Annotated in this window: 28 protein-coding genes; 21 read left to right on the top strand and 7 right to left on the bottom strand. The window is 52.3% G+C overall.

Going from position 1 to position 26,360, the window contains the following annotated elements; translation table 11 throughout:
* Positions 1 to 13: 13 nt before the first annotated feature.
* The 3 genes from OGW44_RS13050 to OGW44_RS13040 are packed head-to-tail and all read left to right on the top strand — an operon-like array spanning position 14 to position 2,965.
* Positions 14 to 991 (top strand): Bug family tripartite tricarboxylate transporter substrate binding protein, encoded by a 978-nt coding sequence (locus tag OGW44_RS13050; protein ID WP_016154127.1) that lies wholly within the window; start codon positions 14 to 16, stop codon positions 989 to 991.
* A 14-nt stretch (positions 992 to 1,005) separates the two neighbouring features.
* A complete protein-coding gene (locus tag OGW44_RS13045) occupies positions 1,006 to 1,440 on the top strand; it encodes a tripartite tricarboxylate transporter TctB family protein (protein ID WP_016154128.1) in 435 nt (144 codons plus the stop codon).
* 10 nt (positions 1,441 to 1,450) lie between these two features.
* Positions 1,451 to 2,965, top strand: coding sequence for a tripartite tricarboxylate transporter permease (locus OGW44_RS13040; RefSeq protein WP_181547593.1), 1,515 nt, complete (start codon positions 1,451 to 1,453; stop codon positions 2,963 to 2,965).
* A gap of 43 nt (positions 2,966 to 3,008) precedes the next feature.
* Here the strand turns inward: OGW44_RS13040 and OGW44_RS13035 are convergent, their stop codons facing one another.
* Entirely contained in the window at positions 3,009 to 3,899 is an 891-nt protein-coding gene (locus OGW44_RS13035; RefSeq protein ID WP_016154130.1) for a LysR substrate-binding domain-containing protein, read from the bottom strand.
* Positions 3,900 to 3,997: 98 nt separating this feature from the next.
* Between OGW44_RS13035 and OGW44_RS13030 the strand changes: the two genes are divergently transcribed.
* Complete coding sequence (locus OGW44_RS13030) at positions 3,998 to 4,600, top strand: short chain dehydrogenase (protein WP_181627037.1); 603 nt, start codon at positions 3,998 to 4,000, stop codon at positions 4,598 to 4,600.
* Positions 4,601 to 4,651: 51 nt separating this feature from the next.
* On the opposite strand, the gene OGW44_RS13025 is transcribed toward OGW44_RS13030, so the two are convergent.
* Positions 4,652 to 6,826: an extracellular solute-binding protein gene (locus OGW44_RS13025; RefSeq protein WP_049270958.1), complete on the bottom strand. Its 2,175-nt coding sequence runs from the start codon at positions 6,824 to 6,826 to the stop codon at positions 4,652 to 4,654.
* 337 nt (positions 6,827 to 7,163) lie between these two features.
* Here OGW44_RS13025 and OGW44_RS13020 point away from each other — a divergent pair, with 337 nt between their 5' ends.
* From OGW44_RS13020 to csiR, 9 genes are all read left to right on the top strand, one after another.
* The gene (locus tag OGW44_RS13020) at positions 7,164 to 7,988 is read left to right on the top strand and encodes an MBL fold metallo-hydrolase (RefSeq protein ID WP_016157286.1); all 825 of its coding nucleotides are present in this window, start codon (positions 7,164 to 7,166) and stop codon (positions 7,986 to 7,988) included.
* A gap of 11 nt (positions 7,989 to 7,999) precedes the next feature.
* Positions 8,000 to 9,235, top strand: coding sequence for an MFS transporter (locus OGW44_RS13015; protein WP_016157287.1), 1,236 nt, complete (start codon positions 8,000 to 8,002; stop codon positions 9,233 to 9,235).
* 31 nt (positions 9,236 to 9,266) lie between these two features.
* A complete protein-coding gene (locus OGW44_RS13010) occupies positions 9,267 to 9,980 on the top strand; it encodes an MgtC/SapB family protein (RefSeq protein WP_016157288.1) in 714 nt (237 codons plus the stop codon).
* A gap of 239 nt (positions 9,981 to 10,219) precedes the next feature.
* The gene (gene glaH / locus OGW44_RS13005) at positions 10,220 to 11,197 is read left to right on the top strand and encodes a glutarate dioxygenase GlaH (RefSeq protein ID WP_016154132.1); all 978 of its coding nucleotides are present in this window, start codon (positions 10,220 to 10,222) and stop codon (positions 11,195 to 11,197) included.
* Between the two features lie 19 nt (positions 11,198 to 11,216).
* Complete coding sequence (gene lhgD / locus OGW44_RS13000) at positions 11,217 to 12,485, top strand: L-2-hydroxyglutarate dehydrogenase (protein ID WP_103766766.1); 1,269 nt, start codon at positions 11,217 to 11,219, stop codon at positions 12,483 to 12,485.
* A 23-nt stretch (positions 12,486 to 12,508) separates the two neighbouring features.
* The gene (gene gabD / locus OGW44_RS12995; RefSeq protein ID WP_016157290.1) at positions 12,509 to 13,957 is read left to right on the top strand and encodes an NADP-dependent succinate-semialdehyde dehydrogenase; all 1,449 of its coding nucleotides are present in this window, start codon (positions 12,509 to 12,511) and stop codon (positions 13,955 to 13,957) included.
* A gap of 25 nt (positions 13,958 to 13,982) precedes the next feature.
* Positions 13,983 to 15,266: a 4-aminobutyrate--2-oxoglutarate transaminase gene (gabT, locus tag OGW44_RS12990; RefSeq protein ID WP_019077521.1), complete on the top strand. Its 1,284-nt coding sequence runs from the start codon at positions 13,983 to 13,985 to the stop codon at positions 15,264 to 15,266.
* Positions 15,267 to 15,419: 153 nt separating this feature from the next.
* A complete protein-coding gene (gene gabP, locus OGW44_RS12985) occupies positions 15,420 to 16,820 on the top strand; it encodes a GABA permease (RefSeq protein WP_016154136.1) in 1,401 nt (466 codons plus the stop codon).
* Positions 16,821 to 16,865: 45 nt separating this feature from the next.
* Positions 16,866 to 17,552 carry a DNA-binding transcriptional regulator CsiR gene (gene csiR, locus OGW44_RS12980; RefSeq protein WP_049270954.1) on the top strand — a complete coding sequence of 229 codons (687 nt, stop codon included), beginning with the start codon at positions 16,866 to 16,868 and terminating at the stop codon, positions 17,550 to 17,552.
* Positions 17,553 to 17,564: 12 nt separating this feature from the next.
* On the opposite strand, the gene lysM is transcribed toward csiR, so the two are convergent.
* The gene (gene lysM, locus OGW44_RS12975) at positions 17,565 to 18,014 is read right to left on the bottom strand and encodes a peptidoglycan-binding protein LysM (protein ID WP_016154138.1); all 450 of its coding nucleotides are present in this window, start codon (positions 18,012 to 18,014) and stop codon (positions 17,565 to 17,567) included.
* A 96-nt stretch (positions 18,015 to 18,110) separates the two neighbouring features.
* Positions 18,111 to 18,269: a YqaE/Pmp3 family membrane protein gene (locus tag OGW44_RS12970; protein ID WP_003037242.1), complete on the bottom strand. Its 159-nt coding sequence runs from the start codon at positions 18,267 to 18,269 to the stop codon at positions 18,111 to 18,113.
* 184 nt (positions 18,270 to 18,453) lie between these two features.
* Here OGW44_RS12970 and OGW44_RS12965 point away from each other — a divergent pair, with 184 nt between their 5' ends.
* The 3 genes from OGW44_RS12965 to OGW44_RS12955 all read left to right on the top strand — a co-directional run bounded on the left by OGW44_RS12965 (position 18,454) and on the right by OGW44_RS12955 (position 19,550).
* On the top strand, positions 18,454 to 18,753 hold the full coding sequence (locus OGW44_RS12965; protein ID WP_016154139.1) for an ArsR/SmtB family transcription factor: 300 nt from the start codon (positions 18,454 to 18,456) through the stop codon (positions 18,751 to 18,753).
* Between the two features lie 9 nt (positions 18,754 to 18,762).
* Entirely contained in the window at positions 18,763 to 19,290 is a 528-nt protein-coding gene (locus tag OGW44_RS12960) for a rhodanese family protein (RefSeq protein WP_016157293.1), read from the top strand.
* A gap of 80 nt (positions 19,291 to 19,370) precedes the next feature.
* Complete coding sequence (locus OGW44_RS12955; protein WP_016154141.1) at positions 19,371 to 19,550, top strand: GDFGVC terminal motif YodC-like protein; 180 nt, start codon at positions 19,371 to 19,373, stop codon at positions 19,548 to 19,550.
* A gap of 36 nt (positions 19,551 to 19,586) precedes the next feature.
* Here the strand turns inward: OGW44_RS12955 and stpA are convergent, their stop codons facing one another.
* Positions 19,587 to 19,988 (bottom strand): DNA-binding protein StpA, encoded by a 402-nt coding sequence (gene stpA, locus OGW44_RS12950; protein ID WP_016154142.1) that lies wholly within the window; start codon positions 19,986 to 19,988, stop codon positions 19,587 to 19,589.
* Positions 19,989 to 20,545: 557 nt separating this feature from the next.
* Between stpA and alaE the strand changes: the two genes are divergently transcribed.
* Entirely contained in the window at positions 20,546 to 20,995 is a 450-nt protein-coding gene (alaE, locus tag OGW44_RS12945; protein WP_016154144.1) for an L-alanine exporter AlaE, read from the top strand.
* Positions 20,996 to 21,031: 36 nt separating this feature from the next.
* Here alaE and OGW44_RS12940 read toward each other — a convergent pair whose 3' ends face one another.
* Together OGW44_RS12940 and pdxR are read right to left on the bottom strand one after the other, a co-directional pair.
* Complete coding sequence (locus tag OGW44_RS12940) at positions 21,032 to 21,382, bottom strand: DUF2002 family protein (protein WP_016154145.1); 351 nt, start codon at positions 21,380 to 21,382, stop codon at positions 21,032 to 21,034.
* 125 nt (positions 21,383 to 21,507) lie between these two features.
* Complete coding sequence (gene pdxR, locus OGW44_RS12935; protein ID WP_185654484.1) at positions 21,508 to 22,842, bottom strand: MocR-like pyridoxine biosynthesis transcription factor PdxR; 1,335 nt, start codon at positions 22,840 to 22,842, stop codon at positions 21,508 to 21,510.
* 90 nt (positions 22,843 to 22,932) lie between these two features.
* Here pdxR and OGW44_RS12930 point away from each other — a divergent pair, with 90 nt between their 5' ends.
* The 4 genes from OGW44_RS12930 (at position 22,933) to nrdE (ending at position 26,359) form a co-directional block, all read left to right on the top strand.
* Positions 22,933 to 23,364, top strand: coding sequence for a carboxymuconolactone decarboxylase family protein (locus OGW44_RS12930; RefSeq protein WP_016154147.1), 432 nt, complete (start codon positions 22,933 to 22,935; stop codon positions 23,362 to 23,364).
* A 225-nt stretch (positions 23,365 to 23,589) separates the two neighbouring features.
* The gene (nrdH, locus tag OGW44_RS12925; protein ID WP_016157297.1) at positions 23,590 to 23,835 is read left to right on the top strand and encodes a glutaredoxin-like protein NrdH; all 246 of its coding nucleotides are present in this window, start codon (positions 23,590 to 23,592) and stop codon (positions 23,833 to 23,835) included.
* Complete coding sequence (gene nrdI / locus OGW44_RS12920) at positions 23,832 to 24,242, top strand: class Ib ribonucleoside-diphosphate reductase assembly flavoprotein NrdI (protein ID WP_016157298.1); 411 nt, start codon at positions 23,832 to 23,834, stop codon at positions 24,240 to 24,242. Before nrdH ends, nrdI begins: the two co-directional genes overlap by 4 nt.
* Positions 24,215 to 26,359, top strand: coding sequence for a class 1b ribonucleoside-diphosphate reductase subunit alpha (gene nrdE, locus OGW44_RS12915; protein WP_185654483.1), 2,145 nt, complete (start codon positions 24,215 to 24,217; stop codon positions 26,357 to 26,359). Before nrdI ends, nrdE begins: the two co-directional genes overlap by 28 nt.
* The last annotated feature ends 1 nt before the right edge of the window (position 26,360 follow it).

Below are 26,360 nucleotides of genomic sequence, written 5' to 3'. Positions count from 1 at the left end.
GTGAGGATAAACAATGAAAAAACAGTTACTTCGTACCCTTACTGCAAGCATTTTACTGATGAGTACCTCTGTTCTGGCGGAACAAGCGCCATCGCGCACAGAATGTATCGCCCCTGCTAAACCTGGCGGTGGTTTCGATCTCACCTGTAAGTTGATTCAAGTGAGCATGATGGAAACCGGCGCTATCGAAAAACCGATGCGCGTAACCTACATGCCCGGCGGCGTTGGCGCCGTGGCCTATAACGCGATCGTCGCGCAACGTCCGGCTGAAGCGGGTACCGTAGTGGCATTCTCCGGCGGCTCGCTGCTGAACCTGTCACAAGGGAAGTTTGGTCGCTACGGCGTTGATGATGTCCGCTGGCTGGCAAGTGTGGGCACTGACTACGGCATGATTGCCGTACGCCAGGACTCACCATGGAAAACGCTGAAAGATCTGCTGACGGCTATGGAGAAAGATCCTAACAGCGTGGTCATTGGCGCAGGCGCCTCTATCGGTAGTCAGGACTGGATGAAGTCGGCGCTGCTGGCGCAAAAAGCCAACGTCGATCCACACAAGATGCGCTATGTGGCCTTTGAGGGCGGCGGCGAACCGGTCACCGCGCTGATGGGGAATCACGTCCAGGTGGTTTCCGGCGATCTCAGCGAGATGGTGCCTTATCTTAGCGGCGACAAAATCCGCGTGCTCGCCGTGTTCTCTGATCAACGTCTGCCAGGCCAGTTAGCTAACGTGCCAACCGCCAAAGAGCAGGGTTATGACCTCGTGTGGCCCATCATTCGTGGTTTCTACGTTGGACCAAAAGTCAGCGACGCCGAGTATCAGTGGTGGGTTGATGCCTTTAACAAACTCCAGCAGACCGATGAGTTTAAAAAGCAGCGCGATCTGCGCGGCCTGTTTGAATTCAACATGAGCGGTAAGCAGCTCGACGAATACGTGAAAAAGCAGGTCACGGATTACCGTGAGCAGGCGAAAGCCTTCGGTCTGGCGAAATAAGCGCAGAGGCAAAGATGATGAGCGATCGTATTTTTGCAGGTATCTGGCTGTTGCTCTGCATAGCCGGGCTGTTCGTGGCCTGGCAAATCACCAGCGAATACAGCTATGAGCCGGTTGGGCCGCGTCCCTTTCCGCTTGGCATTATCAGCCTGATGCTGGTATGCGCCGTGGCGCTGCTGTTGCGCCATCCCGACACCATCAGTTGGCCCCGCCGTCACGTGCTGCAAAAGCTGCTGACGATGGTGATTGTTCTGTTGATGTACGCCTGGGGTTTCGAATGGCTCGGTTTTCCCATCTCCACCGCCATTCTCACCGTGGTGATTGGCATGCTGTTCGGCGCAACGATTCCGGCTGCGGGTATTTCCGGCGCGGTACTCGGCATTCTGCTGTGGTATGCCTTTGACCGACTGCTTGACGTCACCTTACCACTCGGCGCCTGGCTGGGTTAACGGAGAAACGATGGATACCTGGATTTATCTTTCTCAGGGTTTCGCGGTGGCCATGACGCCGGAAAACCTGGTCATCGCCCTGATTGGCTGTTTTGTCGGTACCATTGTCGGGCTGTTGCCTGGTCTTGGACCCATCAACGGCGTGGCGATCCTCCTGCCTCTGGCCTTCGCTTTGCATCTGCCTGCAGAATCTGCGCTGATCCTGCTGGCTACGGTCTACATAGGTTGTGAATACGGCGGACGTATCTCCTCCATCTTGCTGAATGTTCCCGGCGATGCGGCGGCGATTATGACCGCGCTGGATGGCTACCCGATGGCGCAGCAAGGCCGCGGCGGCGTTGCGCTCTCTATCTCGGCGGTCAGCTCTTTCATTGGTTCGCTTATCGCTATCGGCGGCATCATTCTGTTTGCCCCGGCGTTAGCCCAATGGTCGCTGGCCTTCGGTCCGGCGGAATACTTTGCCTTAATGGTTTTCGCCATTGCCTGCCTTGGCAGCATGATGGCGCAAAACCCGCTGAAATCATTTCTGGCAGCGCTTATCGGTCTCGGCCTTGCGACCGTTGGCGTAGACGCCAATACCGGGGTTTATCGCTTTACCTTTGACAGCGTTCATCTCTCCGACGGTGTGCAGTTTATCGTGGTAGTGATTGGGCTGTTCTCAGTCTCTGAAATACTGTTAATGCTGGAACATACCAGCAGTGGCCAGACGCTGGTGCGTAAAACGGGCCGCATGTTATTTAACGCTAAAGAAGGTGCGCAGTGCGTTGGCGCAACCCTGCGTTCATCGGTGATTGGCTTTTTCGTCGGCGTCCTGCCTGGCGCGGGCGCAACCATTGCCAGTGCTATCACCTACATGACCGAGAAAAAGCTCAGCGGCAATAGCGACAGCTTCGGCAAAGGGGATATACGCGGCGTGGCGGCCCCCGAAGCCGCCAACAACGCCTCGGCCTGTGGCTCCTTTATCCCGATGCTGACGCTCGGCGTACCGGGCTCCGGCACCACGGCGGTGATGATGGGCGCGCTGACGCTGTACAATATCACCCCGGGTCCGGCCATGTTCACCGAACAGCCGGATATCGTTTGGGGGCTGATTGCGGCGCTGCTGATTGCTAACGTGATGCTGCTGGTGATGAACATCCCGTTGATCGGCCTGTTTACCCGTATGCTGACCATCCCCTTGTGGTTTTTGGTACCGGCTATTGCGGCAGTCTCCGCGGTGGGCGTGTATGCCGTCCACAGCACCACTTTCGATCTGGTGCTGATGGTTGCCCTCGGCGTGCTGGGCTACATATTGCGCAAAATGCACTTCCCGATGTCGCCGTTGATTTTAGGCTTCGTTCTCGGGGAAATGCTGGAGCAGAACCTGCGTCGGGCGCTGTCTATCAGTAACGGTAATATGGATATTCTGTGGGCCAGCGGCGTGGCGAAAGTGCTGCTGGTGATGGCGGTAGTGGTTATCGTGGTCCCGCCAGTGCTACGCCTGATTCGTAAACGTAACAGCAAACCGCAGGTGGATATCAGCTAATAATATGCCGGATAGCGGCGCTGACGCGCCTTATCCGGCATTTTCATCTTAATTCCTGAACGGCACTGAGTACGTGCTCAACAAACCGCGTCAGCTTGGGCAGCGGACGCAAATCTTGTCGCCACAGCAGATGAATAGGCCGCGGCTGCGGCGTAAACTTTTCCAGTATCCGAATCAGTTTCCCGGTAGCCAACTCTTGCGCCAGCAGCACCTCCGGTTGCAATAACAGTCCGGCCCCCGCTACCGCCGCCATACGCAGGCCATGACCATCGTTACAGCGCAGGATCGCATCGCGCTTCCATCTGACCTCGCCCGTCACGCCAGGCAGTATCCATTCGTTGCGAGCCGTCCACACGGTATGGGACAGGCACAGATGATCCACCAGATCCGCAGGCGTAAGGGGCGTGCCATGACGGGCAAGATAATCCTTTGATGCACAGATCGCCATACGGTAAGGACACAGGTATTTCGCCACCACATCAGTCTGATGGATATCGCCAATACGGATCGCCAGGTCGACGCCTTCATTCACCAGATCAACCATCCGGTTGGTCAGATCCAGTTCAATGCGCACCTCTGGCCAGGCCTGTAAAAACGCAGCGGCCAGCGGCGAGATAACGCAAGCGCCAAAAGAAGTAGGCGCGCTAATGCGCAGCGTCCCCGCAGGGGCCAGCCGCAGATGCTCTACCGAACGCTCAGCTATCGACACCTGCTCCAGCACGCGGCGGGCTTCTTCAAAATAGACACGCCCGGCATCAGTCAGGCTCTGGCGGCGAGTATTGCGCTCCAGCAGACGCGTGCCAAGCTGTGCTTCCAGTTGGGTGATATATTTTCCCACCATCACCGCAGACATCTCGAGTCTAGTTGCCGCGGAGGTAAAGCTTCCGCTCTCCACCACGGCGATAAACGTTTCCATGCCGCGCAGCTTATCCATATTACAAACCTCTGGTTAGTAATCATCTAACTTATAGCCAGTTTATCCGATTTCATTTTCATTAAAGAATAGTGGCTCACACTATTCTGGAGGTGGTTATGAAAATCGTCATTATTGGTGCCAGCGGTACAGTGGGGCGCGCAGTTACAGAAACGTTAAGCCGTAAACATGAGGTGATCCGCGTAGGTCGCACGCGGGGAGATTACCAGGTCGATATCACCTCGCAGGAGAGTGTCGGGGCATTGTTTGAAAAAGTCGGTCGGATAGATGCGATCGTTTCCGCCACCGGCAACCTGTTCTTTGGCCCGCTGTCGACAATGACCGACGAGGACTTTAATCAGGGATTACAGGATAAGCTGTTAGGCCAGATACGTCTGGCATTAACCGGGCAACATTTCCTCAATGATGGCGGCTCGATTACGCTGATTAGCGGCATTATCGCCCATGAACCCATCGCACAAGGGGCGAATGCGGCAACGATCAATGCCGGACTGGAAGGATTTGTGCGCGCTGCTGCCTGTGAGCTAGGTCGTGGTCAGCGCATAAACCTGATAAGCCCAACCGTACTCAGTGAATCCGCCGAAGCATACGATGGTTTCTTCCCAGGCTTTGAAAGCGTCCCCGCCGCTACCGTTGCCAATGCCTATCGCCGCAGCGTGGAAGGCATTCAAACCGGGCGCATTTATAAAGTCGGTTACTGATCAAAGCATTACCTCGCCTCTTACGTCATCAGTAAGAGGCGCTGCCTATTTTCAGGCACCCGTTTCGTTTCTTATTCGCGCATTGATATATTCCACGGCCTGGGTGACATCCATAATGCCGTTAATCGCATTCGTCACACCTTGCCCGATAATAATCTCTGCCTGGCGCAGGTTGAAAGGTTCACCTTTACTTCCCTCAGACTCCCTTATTCCCGTCATACCTTTTTCATTCAATAAATTAAACCACGGGTAGAGATTGAGAACGTTTTGGTCGTGACATATTCCAGACCAGGCGCTATTCCCTCCCAGCAGAACCAGATGCCGGGCAATTTCATCGGAATAGAGCCAATGAAAGAACTGCTCAACCTGTTTTTTCTTTTTACTGTAGCGGGACATTCCGATGGAGCCGCCACCCAATTGTGGTAGTTGCCCCGGAACGGGCGCATAGCCAATTGTGGGAGCTATGGCGGTGTGCGCCACATCGTTAAACAAATTGAGATACATGATCAGCATGGCAAGATTTCCACGCTCAAACTGTTTTACCGCGTCACTCCACCACTCTCCGGGCAGGTTCACGGCGATAGAAAGTTGTTGTAGATATTGTTCGAGTGCAGCAGTGGCAAGTGAAGGCTCGAGTTGTACCGGCTCGCCTTCACGCACCAAACGCCCACCGAGCGCGTAGTAACGCAGCAGATACTCAGTAGCGATAAGCCCTGAGCTTCCTAGCGTCACCGCCGTTCCCATCGGGCGCTGTTTATTTTCTGGCTGATGTAATTGACTAAAGAAAGCCGCTATCTCATCAAATTGCGCAAAGCTCTCTGGAAGCGTTAACTCTTTTCCCGTTGCTTCATAAAACATCCGTTTAATCGTCGCATCTTCAAACAGATCTCGTCGATAAAACAGAAGCTGCATACTGGCATCAAAAGGTATTGCCCATGCCGTCCCATTTACTATGCTGAAGTGCTGTTGAATTTGCTCAGAGAAGTGTTCCAGCAGTAACGGAAGCTCAGAAGAGACGGACTCCAGCGGTAATAGTGCTTTCTCTGCAAACCAGGGAAAACACGCCATATCGATTCGCAGTAAATCGTAATAAGGATGTAGATGAAGATGGGAGAGAATTTCAAAAACTTCATCATAGGGATAAACCGCAAGATTTACCTTAATACCGGTCTGGCGATAAAAGTGGGGTAATAGTTTCTTCAACGCATCAGTCGAAGGACTCGGTAAAATTAACATATTCAGCGTCGCCTCTTTCTCAGGCGGCGGCACGTACTGACCATTCCAGGAAAAACCGCAATTCGTCAGAATACGATGCTTTTCTTTACTTTTGGGCTGGCGAATACTGGAGGCAATAGTTGTCCCCAAACGACCATAATCCATCTGGTAGCTTGTGATCCCGTCGAAAGATGCAGGAAGATTATCACTCAGTTGCAATATCGGCGGGCAGGACTGGGAGCTACCAAACCAGGCTGCTTGCGTTAGTGCTCGCGTTCTCTCAGAGTCCTGGACAATAAACAGATCTGGAATTGCCCCACGAAAAAAGTCAAAAGCGACGGTGTTAGCTTCACTGGCATGTGCAGGTAAAATCGTCAGCTTTGTAAGCGGACTTAATTCCCGGCAGGTTTCCTGTATCGCCTGAGTAAAGCGCGCGCTGTGGGAAAATTCCAGACGTTCACAGAAAACGCCAATATGGCCCGGCTGCTGTGCCAGCGCCCTTCTCGCTATTTCTTCGCCTGCAGTCACATAATCAAGGCTAAAATAACAAACTGCGCCGACAGGCTGGCGATAGGCAAACAGAACATTCTCCGGAGAGAGTCTGAGCAAGTCGTAATAGGGCTGACTGTCATTCAGGCAACTGACTGAGACAATGGCCTGGTAAGACTTTGCCGCCAGCGTTTGCAGGATCTCCAGCTCAAGATTGGGCAGATCATTGGTCAGGTAAAGGTCAATCGGTTCGCTTAATGAAGGCTGCCAGACCTGATGCAATCCCCGATAGAGTTGAAAATACTGCTCGGCATTGATGTCGGGCAGAATCAATGCCACTCCCTGACTTTTGCTGGCTCTCAACGATTGCGCCTGCGCATTCAACTGATAGCCAACTTCTCGGGCTGCACGTTGAACCGCTTCAATTTTCTCGACGCTTACATTCCCTCTGCCATTGAGCACATTCGAAACAGTCCCATGCGACACACCGGCAATTCTTGCTATGTCTTTGATAGTTGGCATTTTTACATCCTTCCCCTGATGCTTTGATGCTAGCACGGCACTCATCAGGAAACTATCTTCAGCACAATAATTTGAACGTTACAAAACAAAAATGTGCATTTTATAATGCATATCAAAATAAAAGCCTGACGCTATCCATAGACAAAACTCATGACATTAAATTCTTAACACAATGAAATACATATATAAATTTTATAATATTTGAAGAGGATCACTTCTAAAGCAAAAGATCATTGTTCATATAAAACGCTGGAATCATAATTGACACGTTCCAATTACGTTTCATTACATTAGCGCTTAAAAAAACAACAATCACATTTGTCATTAAGAGGGAAACATGAAGATTCATTTTCTGGGAACCGCTGCATCTGAAGGGATCCCCAATCCTTTTTGCCGTTGTGAGCACTGCCAGCAAGCCCGCATTCGTAAAGGCAAAGACTTACGCACACACTCTTCAGCCATTATCGACGATGAACTGCTCATTGACGTCGCGCCTGAATTCAGCCAGCAACTGCTGCGAGATGGCCTGGACGCAACAGAGATCAGATCGCTATTGTTCACACATACTCACCCCGATCATTTCAACGTCGGCGATCTTTTTAGCCGGATGGAAGGGTACGGATTTGAGATTACTCATCCGTTGCACATTTTTGGTAATGACCGTGCAATTAACGGTGCCGCCCAAGTGTTACCGGGCTACAGCGCTGAAAGATTTGCTTTTCATTGTCTGGTTCCCTTCGTGACCGTTGAAACTCGCGGATACCGCATCACTCCACTACTGGCTAACCATGCCAAGTGGGAGCTTTGTTATACCTGGTTTATCGAAAAGGAAGGTCAGTCCATTTTCTACGGACATGATTCAGGCTGGTTTCCTGAGCTCACATGGCAGTGGTTGAAAGGGAAAAAAATCGATCTGGCTGTCCTGGAATGCACCTACGGTTTTAATGGTGATAATCGTACTAATAACCACATGAGTCTGGAAACAGTCTTCGCCGCCAGAGACAGGCTTGCGGAACTGGGTTGCCTTGAGAAAAATAGCCAACTTATCGTCTCGCATATTTCACACAGCGGAGGTCTGCTGCACGACGATCTCATTGCGGCATGCGACAAAGAAAACATTCTTGTCGCCTGGGACGGGCTTAACCTGAGCATCAACCAATAAGGATATGCAATATGGACCTTAATAAAACACCACGCCTGTTGATTATGATGTTCATACAATATTTCATGCAGGGTGCCTGGAATATGACCATGGGGCTGGTATTGAGCACCTATGGTATGGCGACAATTATTGGCTCATCCTATGCCTTGCTTGGCCTGGCGACTATTCTTTCCCCGCTATTTATTGGCATGGTCGCCGACCGCTTCTTTTCGTCACAAAAAGTCATGGCGATCCTGCATTTAATTAATGCTGGTGTACTGTTGTTTGTTCCACAATTTATTGAGGCACACAACACAGGTATGACGTTGACCATGATTTTCCTGGTTGGTCTGCTGTTTTATCCTACAACTGCGCTGGCTAACAGTATCAGTTTCAGCCACATTAACGGGGTAAAATACTTCCCATTTATTCGTGTATTCGGCACATTTGGCTTTATGGTCATCGGCTTTATCATTGGTGAAATGGGTTATTCTGGAAATACCATCACCTGGTATATTGCGTCGGCCTCAGGTGTCGTTCTCGGCCTGTACTGTTTTACGTTGCCAAACACCCCACCGAAAGCAAAAGGAAGCGTGTTTACGCTTCGCGATCTGTTATGTCTGGACGCTCTGGCGCTCTTCAAAGACCGTAGTTTCTCAGTTTTGATGCTCAGTATTTTTGTCCTGATGATCCCCAAAACGGCTTATTCCGCCTATATCCCGGTCTTTTTAAAAGCGCTTGGATTCGATAACGCCGCTTCAATGATGCAGGTTGGCATCGCCTGTGAAGTCATTTTCATGTTCCTGCTGTCATTTTTCTTACTGAAAGCTGGCTTCAAAATAACTCTAATGTTAGGCGCCGTTTGCTGGATTATCCGCACACTATTATTTGCTAATGCTTCGCTGGATGCCAACATGATGTTTGTGCTGATCGGCCTGATGTTACAAGGATTCTGCTGGGACTTTTTCTTTACCGTGGGCGACATTTATGTTGACCGTAAAGCCGCGCCAGAGATCAAAGCACAAGCCCAAAGCTTGCGATTTATCGTCTCCAACGGCGTTGGTCTGCTATTTGCTTCTACCGTATGCGGGCAAATCTTTAATAACACCGTGACGGAACAAGGTCCAGAGTCGTTACCACAATGGGAAACATTCTGGCTAGTTTCAGCAGGCGTTGCCGCAGTGGTCAGCGTATTCTTCCTGATTTTCTTCCGGGACGATATTTCCAAACGCAAAACGGACCTCACATTGAAAAAAGCAAACTCCTGATCGTTAAAGACTCTCTCATTAAGGTAATTGCATGAATAATCTGGCCGCCATCATCAATGAGCAAGGATTGTTGCCTTTAACTACGATCATCAAAATCAGCATTGCATTTATTCTGGGTGGCATTATTGGCCTGGAAAGGGAATCGAAAGGGAAACCGGTCGGCTTCAAAACCTGCGTTATTTTATCCGTAGCCAGCTGCGTGTTAACTGTCGTATCAATACAATCTGCTGAATACTATGCTGAAATTTCGATGAATATCCGTAGCGATCCTATGCGCCTGGCGGCCCAGATTATCAGCGGCGTTGGTTTTCTCGGTGCGGGAGTCATTCTGCACCGACATGACGATGCTATCTCTGGTCTTACTACTGCAGCAATTGTCTGGGCATCTGCAGGGGTGGGAATCACCTGTGGAGCCGGTTTTTATTTTCATGCTTTTTTTGCCACGGCTTTATTTTTACTCGCCATCAAACTAAGCCCATTCATTATTTTCTTACAGACCAGAAACCAGTTTCCCGGAAAAGTAAAAGTGCGGGTCATTCTTGATCAACGCGACGCTCTCGAAAATCTGATAACCCGCATTCATCAACAGAAAAACATTATTGAAAACATCACGATCAGGGATATCAAGAAGGGCAAAATTGAGGTTAATCTCAAAATCGTAATACGTAAAAAGATGACCTTGCCCGACTTATACCACGATCTGACTCATGTTGAACACGTCTGCGCCATCGCACTTGAACATTAATACACCTTATATTCTTCTTTAAAATCAGGGGGTTAGCCCCTGAAATAGCCACTCATTATCCATCCAGCCTCTAAATACTTACTTTTTATAATGTTAAATAATTGTTGCTTTTGATCACAAATAATAAACAAACAAGCCCATTCTGTGCGCGTTTTTCAAAAATGTAGATATTTTTAATTTATGGCTACGAAACGAGCTGCGCCATATCTCCCTGACAATCTACTGAGAGGAACGATTTGATGAACGCACTGACTGCCGTAAAACCGAACGCTGATGATCCAGCCCAGCACTACAGCGGTTTCACGTTGAAACCATCAGCCCAGTCCCCACGCCTGCTGGAGCTGACTTTTTCCGCTGAGACCACTGAGCAATTTCTGAAAGCCGTAGCGCAGTGGCCAGTGCAGGCACTGGAATATAAATCCTTCCTGCGCTTCAAAGTGGGCAAGATCCTCGACGACCTGTGCGGCAATCAGTTGCAGCCTTTGCTGCTGAAAACGTTGCTCGATCGTGCCGAAGGCGCACTGCTGATCAACGCTGTTGGCGTAGATGATGTGGCACAGGCTGAAGAGATGGTCAAGCTGGCGACGGCGGTAGCGCATCTTATCGGGCGCTCCAATTTTGATGCGATGAGCGGTCAATACTATGCCCGTTTTGTGGTGAAAAACGTTGATAACTCAGACAGCTATCTGCGCCAGCCGCACCGTGTTATGGAGCTGCATAACGACGGAACCTACCTCGAAGAAATCACCGACTATGTGCTGATGATGAAGATTGACGAGCAGAACATGACCGGCGGTAACTCGCTGCTGCTGCACCTCGACGACTGGGAACATCTGGATCAGTACTTTACCCACCCGCTGGCACGTCGCGCCATGCGCTTTGCGGCACCGCCAAGCAAAAACGTCAGCCAGGAAGTGTTCCATCCGGTGTTTGACGTTGACCAGCAGGGCCGCCCGGTGATGCGCTACATCGACCAGTTCGTCCAGCCAAAAGATTATGAAGAAGGTGTCTGGCTGAGCGATTTGTCGGATGCGTTGGAAACCAGCAAGGCCATTATTTCCGTTCCGGTTTCAGTCGGTAAATTCCTGCTAATCAACAACCTGTTCTGGTTGCACGGTCGCGATCGCTTCACCTCGCATCCTGACCTGCGCCGCGAACTGATGCGCCAGCGTGGTTATTTCGCTTATGCGACAAACCACTACCAGACCCATCAGTAAGCGCGAAGGAATAAAGCGGATGTATGATTTTGTGATTATTGGCGGCGGCATTATCGGCATGTCGACCGCCATGCAGCTGATTGATGTCTATCCGGACGCCAGAATCGCGCTGCTGGAAAAAGAGTCCGGCCCGGCCTGTCACCAGACGGGCCACAACAGCGGCGTAATTCATGCCGGGGTCTATTACACCCCCGGCAGCCTGAAGGCGCAGTTTTGCCTGGCCGGAAATCGCGCCACAAAAGCCTTTTGCGACCAAAACGGCATCCGCTACGACGTCTGCGGAAAAATGCTGGTTGCCACCTCCGATCTGGAAATGGAGCGCATGCGCGCGCTGTGGGATCGCACCGCCGCTAACGGCCTTGAGCGCGAATGGCTGAATGCGCAGGAGCTTCGCGAGCGTGAACCCAACATCACCGGGCTGGGCGGTATTTTTGTTCCGTCGAGCGGGATCGTCAGCTACCGCGAAGTCACCGCCGCGATGGCGAAGATATTTCAGGCCAAAGGCGGTGAGATTATCTACAACGCTGAGGTCAGCGCGCTAAAAGAGCACGCTGCGGGCGTTGTCGTACATACCCGTCAGGGTCAGGAATTTGAGGGAGCGACGCTGATTAGCTGCTCTGGCCTGATGGCGGACCGACTAGTGAAAATGCTCGGCGTTGAACCCGGCTTTATCATCTGTCCGTTCCGTGGCGAATATTTCCGTCTGGCGTCAGAACATAACCAGATAGTCAACCATCTGATCTACCCCATCCCCGACCCGGCGATGCCGTTTCTCGGCGTTCATCTGACCCGGATGATTGACGGCAGCGTCACCGTGGGCCCCAACGCGGTACTGGCATTTAAACGTGAAGGCTACCGTAAACGCGACTTCTCGCTCAGCGATACGCTGGAGATCCTCAGCTCTTCCGGCATTCGTCGCGTGCTGCAAAACAACCTGCGCTCAGGACTTGGCGAAATGAAGAATTCGCTGTGCAAAAGCGGTTATCTGCGGCTGGTACAAAAGTACTGCCCGAGTCTGACGCTCAAGGATCTGCAGCCCTGGCCTGCAGGCGTGCGGGCACAGGCTGTATCACCGGACGGCAAGCTAATCGACGATTTCCTGTTTGTCACCACGCCACGCTCAATTCACACCTGTAACGCGCCTTCTCCGGCAGCAACGTCGGCGATCCCTATCGGCGCGCATATTGTCAGCAAAGTTCATGCGCTGCTGGAGAACCAGAGTAATCCCGGACGCACGCTGCGTGCGGCACGTAGCGTGGAAACATTACACGCCGCATTCACCCGTTAAAACGATTTAGACAGGACGCAATTATGCAACTTAACGATCCAACCTTATTTCGCCAGCAGGCACTGATCGACGGCAACTGGCGTGACGCCAACAGCGGCGAGACCATCGCGGTGACCAACCCCGCCAACGGTCAGCAATTAGGTAGCGTACCGAAAATGGGGGCGGATGAAACCCGCGAAGCGATTAACGCCGCTAACCGCGCTCTGCCCGCCTGGCGTGCGCTGACCGCCAAAGAGCGGGCCAACATCCTGCGCCGCTGGTTCAACCTGATGATTGAGCATCAGGACGATCTCGCCCGTCTGATGACCCTGGAACAGGGTAAACCGCTGGCAGAAGCCAAAGGTGAAATCACCTATGCCGCTTCCTTTATTGAGTGGTTTGCCGAAGAGGGCAAACGTATCTATGGCGATACGATCCCCGGCCACCAGGCCGACAAACGCCTAATCGTCATCAAACAGCCGATCGGCGTTACCGCCGCGATTACGCCGTGGAACTTCCCCGCGGCGATGATTACCCGCAAAGCCGGTCCGGCGCTGGCGGCTGGTTGCACAATGGTGCTTAAACCGGCCAGCCAGACCCCCTACTCCGCACTGGCGCTGGCAGAGCTTGCCAATCGAGCCGGGATCCCGGCAGGCGTTTTCAGTGTGGTGACCGGTTCAGCGAGCGCGGTCGGCAACGAGCTGACTGGCAACCCGCTGGTACGCAAGCTGTCATTTACCGGCTCAACCGAAATTGGCCGTCAGTTAATGCAGCAGTGCGCCAAAGACATCAAAAAAGTGTCGCTGGAGCTGGGCGGCAATGCGCCGTTTATCGTCTTTGACGATGCCGATCTTGATAAAGCCGTGGAAGGCGCACTGGCATCAAAGTTCCGTAACGCTGGCCAAACCTGTGTCTGCGCCAACCGCCTGTACGTGCAGGACGGCGTGTATGAGCGTTTTGCCGAAAAACTCCAGCAGGCAGTGAGCAAACTGCACCTCGGTGATGGTTTGCAGCCTGACGTCACCACCGGGCCGCTGATCGACGAGAAAGCGGTAGCCAAAGTGCAGGAACACATCGCCGATGCTCTGGATAAAGGCGCGCGCATTATCGCGGGTGGCAAACCTCACGCACTCGGCGGCAACTTCTTCCAGCCCACCATTTTGGTGGATGTGCCTGACAACGCGAAGGTCGCCAAAGAAGAGACGTTCGGCCCGCTGGCTCCGCTGTTCCGGTTTAAGGACGAGGCTGACGTCATCGCTCAGGCTAATGACACTGAGTTTGGTCTGGCCGCCTATTTCTACGCCCGTGATTTGAGCCGCGTCTTTCGCGTTGGCGAAGCGCTGGAATACGGCATTGTCGGGATTAACACCGGCATTATCTCCAACGAAGTCGCCCCGTTTGGGGGAATCAAAGCCTCCGGTCTTGGCCGTGAAGGATCGAAATACGGCATCGAAGACTACTTAGAAATCAAATATATGTGCATCGGCCTTTAATAAAATAAATACTGGAGAACACCTGATGAGCACCAACAAAGAACTTATGCAACGTCGCAGCAACGCCGTTCCCCGTGGCGTAGGACAAATCCACCCTATTTTTGCCGAGCGTGCAGAAAACTGTCGAGTCTGGGACGTTGAAGGCCGTGAATTCCTCGATTTTGCTGGCGGTATTGCGGTGCTGAACACCGGCCACCTGCACCCGCAGATCGTCTCTGCGGTAGAAGCACAGTTGAAAAAGCTGTCCCATACCTGTTTCCAGGTGCTGGCCTATGAGCCGTACCTGGAGCTGTGCGAAATCATGAATAAGAAAGTGCCGGGCGATTTCGCCAAAAAAACCCTGCTGGTGACAACCGGCTCGGAAGCGGTGGAAAACGCGGTGAAAATCGCCCGCGCTGCCACCAAACGAACCGGCACTATCGCCTTCAGCGGTGCTTACCACGGTCGAACCCACTACACCCTGTCGCTGACCGGGAAAGTAAACCCGTACTCTGCAGGAATGGGGTTGATGCCGGGCCACGTGTACCGTGCGCTTTATCCTTGCCCGCTGCACGGCATCAGTGAAGACGATGCTATCGCCAGCATTCACCGTATCTTCAAAAATGATGCCGCTCCGGAAGACGTTGCCGCCATCGTGATTGAGCCCGTCCAGGGCGAAGGTGGTTTTTACGCCGCCTCTCCTGCTTTTATGCAACGTCTGCGCGCCATTTGTGACGAGCACGGCATCATGCTGATTGCCGATGAAGTACAGAGCGGCGCGGGCCGTACCGGTACGCTGTTCGCTATGGAGCAGATGGGCGTTGCGCCCGATCTCACCACCTTCGCCAAATCTATCGCCGGTGGCTTCCCGCTGGCGGGAGTGACCGGGCGCGCCGAAGTCATGGACGCAATCCCACCGGGCGGTCTGGGCGGTACCTATGCCGGTAACCCGATTGCCTGTGCCGCCGCGCTGGCGGTACTGAATATTTTCGAACAGGAAAATCTGCTGCAAAAAGCCAACGACCTGGGGCAAACCCTGCGCGAAGGCCTGCTGGCTATCGCGGAAAGCCACCGCGAGATTGGCGATGTACGCGGGCTGGGAGCGATGATCGCAATCGAACTGTTTGAAGACGGCGATCACACGAAACCAGACGCCAAACTGACCGCGGAAATCGTCGCGCGTGCGCGCGATAAAGGGCTGATCCTGCTCTCCTGCGGACCTTACTACAACGTACTGCGCATTCTTGTCCCACTGACCATTGAAGATGCCCAAATCCGCCAGGGGCTGGACATTATCGCTCAGTGTTTTGCCGAAGCGAAGCAGGGTTAACACCGCATTCGACCAATAAAAAACGCAATCCTCAGGCCGGATAAGGCGGAGCCGCCATCCGGCAGACAGGGTCAATAACAATAAATACGCGTGCCCCGGCGCGGGAATGCCGGGGTGCTCTCCCAAGTGAAATACTTTCGAGAGGTTTAAAAGATGGGGCAAGTGTCACAATCACATGATTTAGGGGGCGGGCTGAAATCACGCCACGTCACCATGCTGTCTATTGCCGGGGTTATCGGCGCAAGTTTGTTTGTGGGTTCAAGCGTGGCGATTGCAGAAGCCGGTCCCGCAGTATTACTGGCCTATCTGTTCGCCGGATTGCTGGTGGTGATGATTATGCGCATGCTGGCCGAAATGGCCGTTGCCACCCCAGATACCGGTTCCTTTTCCACCTACGCCGATAAGGCCATCGGGCCGTGGGCGGGTTATACCATCGGCTGGCTGTACTGGTGGTTCTGGGTGTTGGTTATCCCGCTGGAAGCGAATATCGCCGCCATCATTCTGCACTCCTGGGTTCCAGGCATTCCTATCTGGCTGTTTTCTCTGGTTATCACGTTGGCATTAACCGGCAGTAATTTGCTGAGCGTCAAAAATTACGGTGAGTTCGAGTTCTGGCTGGCGCTGTGCAAAGTGATTGCCATTCTGGCGTTTATCACTCTCGGCGCGGTGGCGATTAGCGGTTTCTATCCCTATGCCGAGGTCAGCGGAGTTTCGCGCCTGTGGGATCAGGGCGGCTTCATGCCCAACGGTTTTGGCGCGGTGATCAGCGCGATGCTAATCACCATGTTCTCCTTTATGGGCGCAGAGATTGTTACCATCGCCGCCGCCGAGTCCGACACCCCGGATAAGCACATCGTCCGCGCCACCAACTCGGTTATCTGGCGTATCTCCATCTTTTATCTGTGCTCTATTTTCGTGGTCGTCGCGCTGATTCCGTGGAACATGCCGGGACTGAAAGAGGTGGGCTCTTACCGCTCGGTGCTGGAGTTACTGCATATCCCACACGCGAAGCTGATCATGGACTGTGTCATATTGCTGTCGGTAACCAGTTGTCTGAACTCCGCGCTGTATACGTCGTCGCGTATGCTTTACTCCCTGAGCCGTCGTGGCGATGCTCCCGCCTTTATGGGTAAAACGAACCGGAGTAAAACGCCTTATGTGGCGGTGTTGCTGTCTACGGGCGCCGCGTTCCTCACCGTGGTGGTCAACTATTACGCCCCGGCCAAGGTGTTCAAATTCCTGATCGACAGCTCCGGCGCCATCGCCCTGCTGGTTTATCTGGTGATTGCAATTTCCCAACTGCGGATGCGCAAAATCCTGCTGGCGCGAGGCGGTGAAATTAAACTGAAAATGTGGCTCTATCCGTGGCTTACCTGGCTGGTAATCGCCTTTATTATCTTTGTGCTGGTGGTGATGCTCTTTCGCCCGGCTCAACAGCTGGAAGTTATCTCTACCGGGTTGTTAGCCATAGGAATTATTTGCACCGTGCCCATTATGTCACGCTGGAAAAAACTGCTATCGTGGCAAAAAGCACCGTTGCAAAATACGCATTAAACCTTTTCCCGGCGCAGGCCGGGAAAACCGTTCAGGAGTAAGACCATGACCGCCATTCCCCAACCGACGGCCATTGATGGATACCGCTGGCTGAAAAACGACATCATCCGCGGTGTGTATCAGCCTGATGAAAAACTGCGTATGAGCCTGCTGACCTCACGCTATGAGCTTGGCGTGGGACCGCTACGCGAAGCGCTTTCGCAGTTGGTTGCCGAGCGGCTGGTCACGGTGGTCAATCAGAAAGGGTATCGTGTCGCCCCAATGTCCGAACAGGAGTTGCTCGATATTTTCGATGCCCGCGCCAATATGGAAGCCATGCTGGTCGCGCTGGCCATTGAACGCGGCGACGACGCCTGGGAAGCTGAAATTCTGGCGCGGGCGCATATGCTCGGCAAGCTTGAAGCCGTTGACGCCAGTGAACAGATGCTCGACGAGTGGGATCAGCGCCATCAGGCTTTTCACTCGGCAATTGTCGCTGGCTGCGGTTCACAGTATCTGCTGCAAATGCGCGAACGGCTATTCGATTTGGCGGCGCGCTACCGGTTTATCTGGCTGCGAAAAACGGTGCTGTCGGTGGAGATGTTGGAAGATAAACACGATCAGCACCAAACCCTGACCGAAGCAATTCTGGCACGCGATGCCGCACGTGCCAGCGAATTAATGCGCCAGCACCTGCTGACGCCCATTCCGATTATTCAACAAGCGATGTCCGGCAAATTGCTGACGCAATAAGCCTGAACTTTCTTATTGTTCTGGAATACGCAAAACCTGCCCTGGATAAATTTTATCCGGGCTTTTCAGCATCGGTTTATTCGCTTCAAATATCTGGTTATACAGGTTGGCGTTACCGTATACCTGTTTGGCAATAGCGCTCAGGGTATCTCCTGATTTTACGGTATAAAACTGGCTTTCACTCGCCGGCGCAGAAGTTTTTACCTGATCGTCGACGCTGGCAATACCAGAGATATTACCAATCGCAATCAGGATTTTTTCTTTCGCTTCCTGACTTAATCCATCGCCAGAAACGGTGGCCTTACCTTCGTTAATTTGGACGTTCACTTTATCCGCATCCGGGATGCCCGTTTTGTTCAGGTGTTCCTGTACCTTTTTTGCCAGATCGGCAGTGTCATGGTTGCCAGTAACCGCATCCCACAGTTTTTCACCCGCATCTTTTACAAAATTAAAGAGTCCCATATCCACCTCGGTAGTTAACAATCAACACCAGGAAGTGTAGCAGAGGAGAAAGGAGCGCAAAGAAAACGGCGCCAGAGCGCCGTAGTAGAAAGGTAATTAGTTACGCGTTTGTATCCAGAAGGCGTGGATCAGACCCGGGATGTAGCCCAGCAGCGTCAGAACAATATTGAGGATAAATGCCCAGCCGAACCCCTTCCCCAGCAGCACGCCAAGCGGGGGCAGAATAATAGTAAAAACGATTCTCCAGAAACCCATACACACTCCATACAAGCAAAAAGTTACTCATTGTTTAAAAAGAGATTTTATCTCTAAGCATAGTCAGTGTACCTAACTCTGCCAGCCTTCCCCTGCTGTTTTACCCTCCTTTACGCTCTTTACGCTGGCGTACGTTGACCGTTTATTTTAGAATAAGCTTAATTTAGAATATACTTAAATACATATGACTGAACTTGAACAACTCCAGGCCAGCGCTGAGCAGGCTGCTGCCCTGCTAAAAGCGATGAGTAACCCGAAAAGGTTGCTGATTTTGTGCATGCTCTGCGGCTCACCCGGTACCAGCGCGGGCGAATTAGCCCGTGTTACCGGCCTGAGTCCTTCCGCCACTTCGCAGCATCTGGCGCGTATGCGTGAAGAGGGCCTGATAGACAGCCAACGCGATGCCCAGCGCATCCTGTACTCCATCAAAAATGCGGCCGTGAATTCACTGATCGCCACATTAAAAACACTGTATTGCCCATAAGGAGCCATCATGACCATTGGGACGATTTCCCCGCGCGAGGCGCAGACGCTGGTCGCACAAGGCGCAAAACTGATTGATATCCGCGATGCTGACGAGTATCTGTACGAGCATATTCCGGAGGCGCATCTGGTACCATTATCTACGCTAGAGCAGGGATCGCTGCCTGCGAATTTACGCGCCGGGCAGGTGATTTTTCACTGCCAGTCAGGCAAACGTACACAAAACGCGGCGACAAAACTGAACGCTATTGCCGCGCCTGCGCAGGTCTGGTTGTTGGAAGGTGGCATTGACGGCTGGAAAGCCGCAGGTTTTCCGGTGGCAAAAGATCGTTCACAACCGTTACCACTGATGCGCCAGGTGCAGATAGCCGCCGGCAGCCTTGCCTTACTCGGCGTCATTCTGGGCTACACCGTTAGCAGCGCCTTCTTCCTGCTGAGCGGTTTTGTGGGCGCCGGGCTAATACTCGCTGGCGTGACCGGCTTTTGCGGCATGGCGCGATTGCTGGATATCATGCCCTGGAACCGACGTACTCATTAAGCGGTAATCATTGAAACTGCACTGTACCCGCTGATTGACGTGATCTATGGTGAGTTCTGCGATAAATAAAGGAGAGCAATATGTTTAAACCTGGCGATCTGGTTCAACCACGCATGGGTGGACCTAAACTGAAAGTTGTCGAAGTCAATGGCGATCACATTGTGGCGGTACACGCCAGTAATGAAAGCGGCGAAAAATTCACGCTGAAAGCAGCTGACGTGACGCGATATACCGAAGAGGGTGATTTTGGCGTTTGCTGAAAATAAGCGGTGAGGTCGCCCTCACCGCATTAATAATCAGATCAAAAAGTCATCAAGAGATTTACCGGCAGCCAGTGCCTGGGCAATTGGCTTCGGTGTGCGACCTTGTCCGGTCCATGTTTTTGTTTCACCATTGAGATCGGTAAAACGATATTTCGCCGGGCGCGGCTGACGTTTTTTAACTGAACCTGCCGTCGCAGGCGTCATGCTCAGTAGCTCTTCCGGATTGATCCCGTCTGCCTGCATCAGCGCCAGCAAAGTATTAATTTTTTCCTGCTGTTCTGCACGTTGGCGCTGTAGTTGTTCTTCTTCATCGCGGCGTTCTTTGGTCACTACCCTGAATTTTTCAAGCATATCTTCCAGCACATCAACGGAAAATTCACGAGCCATTGCACGCAGCGAGCGGATATTATTTAAGTTTTTTAACATTGAACTCATATTAACAAAACCTCTTTAACGTAAAACATAAAAACGGTATTACCCTAAATATTGTATGCAACTGCTTATTATATTTCCAGTCTAATTTATTCGCATATTACTAATCAAAAAAGCTAATTCGTGTATTTATTGCATCCATTTTGATATCGCCTATGCGATATATTCTATTCCTCTGCTAGTCGCTATAAATATACCTGCAAGGAGTCTCAGGGTATCAGTCGAGAAACAGGCCACAACATCGCGCGGAGCCGGTGCGTATACATATTGCACATTAGTCAACATTGAGAAAAGGAGCGCAAAAAATTCAGAAAAACAAGTTTCCATAACCCATTGATCTAAAATGCCTTTAATTAAATCAGCAACGAAAATACCAAAACGAACAAAAAACAAACCATTGCAGAGCATTTTATCGACAAAAAGGTAATAAATAAAAATTTTAAGCTAGTTGCTAGTTATTATCCAGGCAGATATCCTATTCAAACGCGAAAGCAGCAAGACAAATCACTAGCAAGAAGGTATTCAAAACCTTTTTTTCCCTTTTTACAAGGAGCATTAACATGTTCTCTCCGCAGTCACGCTTGCGTCATGCAGTAGCAGACACGTTCGCGATGGTTGTTTATTGTTCTGTCGTGAACATGTTGATCGAAATATTCCTTTCAGGAATGAGCTTCGAACAGTCTCTGTACTCCAGACTGGTGGCTATCCCCGTCAACATCCTGATCGCGTGGCCATACGGCATGTATCGCGATTTGTTTATGCGCGCGGCGCGTAAAGCCACGCAAGCAGGATGGGGGAAAAACCTGGCGGACGTGCTGGCTTATGTCACCTTCCAGTCACCAGTGTATGTGATTATTCTATTGACGGTTGGCGCAGACTGGCACCAGATTACGGCTGCAGTAAGTTCGAACATCGTGGTATCAATGCTGATGGGCGCGGTCTATGGCTACTTTCTTGATTATTGCCGCCGCCTGTTTAAGGTCAGCAGCTATCACCAGGCTAAAGCCTGACAGATCTCTTCGCGACTGGCCCTGCCAGTCGCATTATTAGTTTGAACTAACGTCGCCAAACAACCCACTCAGATAACGCTCAAGCGCAATTCGCGAACTGAAGCCGTGCGGAATACCATAATGTTCGTGAGTCTCTCCGGCTAAATATAGCGGGAATTGCTGGTAGTGATCGCAGGTTTTAATATCCGTCGCAGGTTCCGCCAGCGAAGAGCTGCGCTCTTTTAGCGTGGGATGGATAACTAATGCGGTACGTCCCATACGTGCTTCACGGTTAACGTACACATAATTTTCGCCACGACGATAGCCGTACGTTTTTTGCGTCACTACATCGACGGTAAAGCCCACTTTTTCAAGTACGCGCGCCACCTCATCAGGTCGTAAATACATATATTTTTCCTCGTTATCTTTTTTACTGCGGGCTTACCTTACCTGATTCAGCATTAGCAACGCTTTCAGAAAAGTCCATAAACGAGTGGCGATGGTGGGACGAATATCTTAAGAACCGCGCAGAATTATGTCAGCGACATCCGCAGTTGATACGCCGCCTGCTGCGCCATTTCCACCGAGCTGATGTTAGTAAACGACAGCAATATTCCCCCCTTTCCTGCTGAAGTTATTCGCCAGCGGCTTAACGCCTGAACCGCCAGCCCGGCCTGATTCGCTTTGCGCACTAGCGCAACATCATCTCCGTCGACAGTTATCACCAGCTGAATCCCTCCTTCCTGAGGAATGACGTTAAATCCTTGTTCGCTCAGCGCGTTTTCCATCCATTGACGTCGCAGGGCATAATTCTGGCGCATACGTTTTAAGTGCCGCCAGAAGTGGCCATCTTGCATAAAATCCGCCAGCGTTTGCTGCCATAAAACCGGAACGCTACAGGCCGTTAGCGCCGCCTGCTGACGAAAATGTTCGACCTGAGTCAGGGGTACCACCAGCCATGCCGTGCGCAAAGCCGGAAACATCGATTTGCTGAACGTTCCGGCATAAATCACCCGCTGGGGCGCATCCAGACTTTTTAGCGGCGGCAACGGTTTGCCGTGGTAGCGAAATTCACTGTCGTAATCATCTTCAATGATCCACGCCTGCGCCCGAGTCGCCCATTCAAGCAGTTGGTGGCGACGGTCTAATGACAGGGCGATGCCCAGCGGACTTTGGTGTGCGGGTGTGAGCAGCACAAAACGCGCCTGCGGGTAGTCACGGATCCCAGCGCAGACATCCAGGCCATCGGCATCAACTGCCACCGGCATCAGCTCAATGCGCTCCTGAGCCACCACGGGGTGAATCAACGGAAAGCCAGGATCTTCGACCCACATCCCCTCACCGGGTTGAGACAGAGCGCGCAGGATTAACGTCATTGATGCCGCGTAGCCTGAAGTAATAAAAATCTGCTCCGGCTGGCACTCAATACTGCGTGAGACGCGCAGGTAATCGACAATCGCCTGACGTAAAACCCGTTCGCCGCAAACATCGCCCACGGCCAGGTCAAAACGCGTTTGGGTGCGTAAACGCCGCCCCATCACCCGCGCCCAGACGTCCCGCGGGAAGAGATCGAGTGCGGGTAATCCCATCTGAAAAGGCTGTGGCCTGGGGTTTTCTCCGGCGAAGATGGCGGGAGACACAGGTGCGTTTTCCGGTCGCAGTTGCTCACTGACAAATGTTCCTGCCTGCCCGCGTCGCGCGAGCCAGCCCTGCGCCACCAGATCTGCATAGGCATTTTCCACCGTCGAACGTGATACCCCCAGCTCCTGGGCCCAGGTCCGACTGGAGGGCAATCTTGTGCCTGGTTTTAGTTCACCTTTCTCAATGGCGTTTTTTAACTGACGGGCGATTTGCTGATAGCGTGGCATTTATGGTCTGCTTTTTTGGCAACAATATGGCTCTCTGTAGCAGTCCATTATAGTGCTACATTGCGGGTCATCCAAACGAGGAGAAATACCATGACAATGTTACGCCAGCCCTATTATGAACTCAGTCCTGAAATCTATAACGCTTTGGTTCAGGCCAGCAAAGCGCTGGAAAACTGCGCGCTGGAACCTACGCTGACGGAACTGATTTACCTGCGAGTCTCGCAAATCAACGGCTGCGCCTTTTGCCTGGAAATGCACAGTAAGGCGCTGCGCAAATCCGGTGTTGCGCAGGCCAAACTGGACGCGCTGGCAGGCTGGCGGGTTAGTCATCACTTCAGCGAGCAGGAGCGTGCAGCGCTGGCGTGGGCCGAATCCGTCACCCATATAGCCAGCACCCATGCCGAAGATGACGTTTATCTGCCGCTGCTCGACCATTTTAGCGCGAAAGAGATTAGCGATCTGACGTTTGCTATTAGCCTGATGAACTGCTTTAACCGTCTGGCGGTAGGGATGCGCATGTGATTCTGCGCTGCCGGATGGCGACATAAACGCCATCCGGCAACCTGCCATAGTTTCTATCACTTCCTCCGTCACGCTCATCACCCATGCCCTCATCAATCTAAAATTACCATATCTTGTATGGTTGAATCTTTTTAAAACTACATCTAGTATCTCCTCTATCAAGACACACACAACCTGACGCCCTCTATCGCGTCATTCTTTTACTTTTAGATGGAAATACGAATCATGCGCATTGTTATTTACACTCGTAACAACTGTGTTCAGTGCCACGCCACTAAGCGGGCGATGGAAAGCCGCGGGTTTGACTTTGAGATGGTAAACGTCGATTTACACCCCGATATGGCTGATCGCCTGCGCGATCAAGGCTTTCGTCAGTTACCGGTCGTGGTCGCAGGGGAAACCAGTTGGTCAGGATTTCGCCCGGACATGATCAACCGTCTGCGCCCGGCTCCTCAAGTGGCCAGCGCATGAGTCAGCTCGTCTACTTTTCCAGCAGCTCCGAAAATACGCACCGCTTCATGCAGCGTCTGGGGCTGCCTGCCATCCGCATTCCGCTTAACGAACGCGAGCGGATCCGGGTAGACGAACCTTACATTTTAATCGTGCCCTCCTACGGTGGCGGCGGTACAGCTGGCGCGGTCCCGAGACAGGTGATCCGCTTTTTAAACGATACGCACAACCGGGCGTTAATCCGTGGAGTGATCGCCTCCGGCAATCGCAATTTCGGGGATGCCTACGGTCGCGCGGGTGATGTCATCTCACAAAAATGCGGCGTGCCGTGGCTCTATCGCTTTGAGCTGATGGGCACCCAAAGCGATATCGACAACGTGCAAAAAGGAGTGAGCGAATTTTGGCAACGACAACCGCAGAACGTGTAATACAGCAGACGCTGGATTATCACGCCCTGAACGCCATGCTGAATCTGTACGATAAGGCCGGGCGCATTCAGTTCGACAAAGACCATCAGGCGGTGGAGGCGTTCTTTACCGCCCACGTCCGCCCCAACTCGGTGGCGTTTGCCAGCCAGCAGGCGCGTCTGGACACGTTGGTGGATGAAGGCTATTACGATGCCAGCGTGTTAGCCCGCTACGATCGCGCGTTTGTGCTGAAGCTATTCGCACACGCCCACGCCAGCGGATTCCGTTTCCAGACGTTCCTCGGCGCATGGAAGTTCTACACCAGCTATACGCTGAAAACGTTCGACGGGAAGCGCTATCTCGAAGACTTTGAGGATCGCGTAACGATGGTGGCGCTCACGCTGGCGCAGGGCGATGAAGCGCTCGCTCTGCAACTAACCGATGAAATGCTCTCCGGGCGTTTTCAACCCGCCACGCCAACCTTTTTAAACTGCGGTAAACAGCAACGCGGCGAGCTGGTTTCCTGCTTCCTGTTACGCATTGAAGACAACATGGAGTCAATTGGACGGGCGGTCAACTCGGCGCTGCAACTCTCCAAACGCGGCGGCGGCGTGGCATTTTTGCTCTCTAACCTGCGTGAGGCGGGTGCGCCCATTAAGCGCATTGAGAACCAGTCCTCTGGGGTGATCCCGGTAATGAAAATGCTGGAGGATGCGTTTTCTTATGCGAATCAATTAGGGGCGCGTCAGGGTGCGGGCGCGGTGTATCTGCACGCGCATCATCCGGATATTTTGCGTTTTCTCGATACCAAACGTGAAAACGCCGACGAGAAAATCCGTATCAAAACGCTCTCGCTTGGAGTGGTGCTCCCGGATGTCACCTTCCAGTTAGCCAAAGAAAATGCCCAAATGGCGCTGTTTTCACCGTATGACGTGGAACGAATTTACGGCAAACCATTCGGTGATATCGCCGTAACTGAACGGTATGACGAACTGGTTGCCGACAAACGAGTGCGCAAAAAATACATTAACGCCCGCGATTTCTTCCAGCGGTTGGCCGAGATCCAGTTCGAGTCCGGCTACCCTTACATCATGTTTGAAGACACGGTGAATCGCGCCAATCCGATTGCCGGTCGTATCAATATGAGCAACCTGTGCTCGGAGATTTTGCAGGTTAACAGCGCTTCCACCTACGATGAAAACCTCAATTACGCACAAACAGGGCACGATATCTCCTGCAACCTCGGCTCGTTGAATATCGCTCATACCATGGATTCGCCAGACTTTGGGCGCACCGTGGAAACGGCGGTTCGCGGCTTAACGGCCGTTTCGGACATGAGCCATATCCGCAGCGTACCCTCAATTGAGGCCGGGAACAGCGCATCGCACGCTATCGGTCTTGGGCAGATGAACCTGCACGGGTATCTGGCACGGGAAGGTATCGCCTACGGCTCACCTGAAGGGCTGGATTTCACCAATCTCTATTTCTACACCATCACCTGGCATGCGCTGAATACGTCGATGAAGCTCGCCCGGGAACGCGGCAAAACCTTTGCCGGATTCAGGCAGTCCCGCTACGCCAGCGGTGAGTATTTTAACCAGTATCTGCAGGGCGACTGGCAGCCAAAAACCGCCAAGGTTCGCACACTGTTTGCCACCAGCGGCATTATGCTGCCAACGCGCGAAATGTGGTCGCAGCTGCGTGAAGATGTCATGCGCTACGGCATTTATAACCAGAATTTACAAGCGGTTCCGCCAACGGGTTCTATCTCCTACATCAACCATGCGACATCAAGCATTCACCCGATCGTGTCAAAAGTGGAGATTCGCAAAGAGGGCAAAACCGGGCGCGTTTACTACCCTGCCCCGTTTATGACCAATGAGAATCTGGCCTTGTATCAGGATGCCTACGAGATTGGTCCACAAAAAATCATTGATACCTACGCTGAAGCAACGCGGCATGTCGATCAGGGGCTTTCACTGACGCTCTTTTTCCCCGATACCGCCACCACTCGCGATATCAACAAAGCGCAGATTTACGCCTGGCGTAAGGGCATCAAATCGCTGTATTACATCCGACTACGCCAGTTGGCGCTGGAAGGAACCGAAATCGAAGGTTGCGTGTCATGCGCGCTGTAAG

The organism is Citrobacter sp. Cb023 (assembly GCF_030336805.1).
In the GTDB taxonomy this organism is placed as follows: domain Bacteria; phylum Pseudomonadota; class Gammaproteobacteria; order Enterobacterales; family Enterobacteriaceae; genus Citrobacter; species Citrobacter braakii.
The sequence above is the reverse complement of the archived record's forward strand: the minus strand, read 5'-3'. Positions and strand labels throughout refer to the sequence as shown.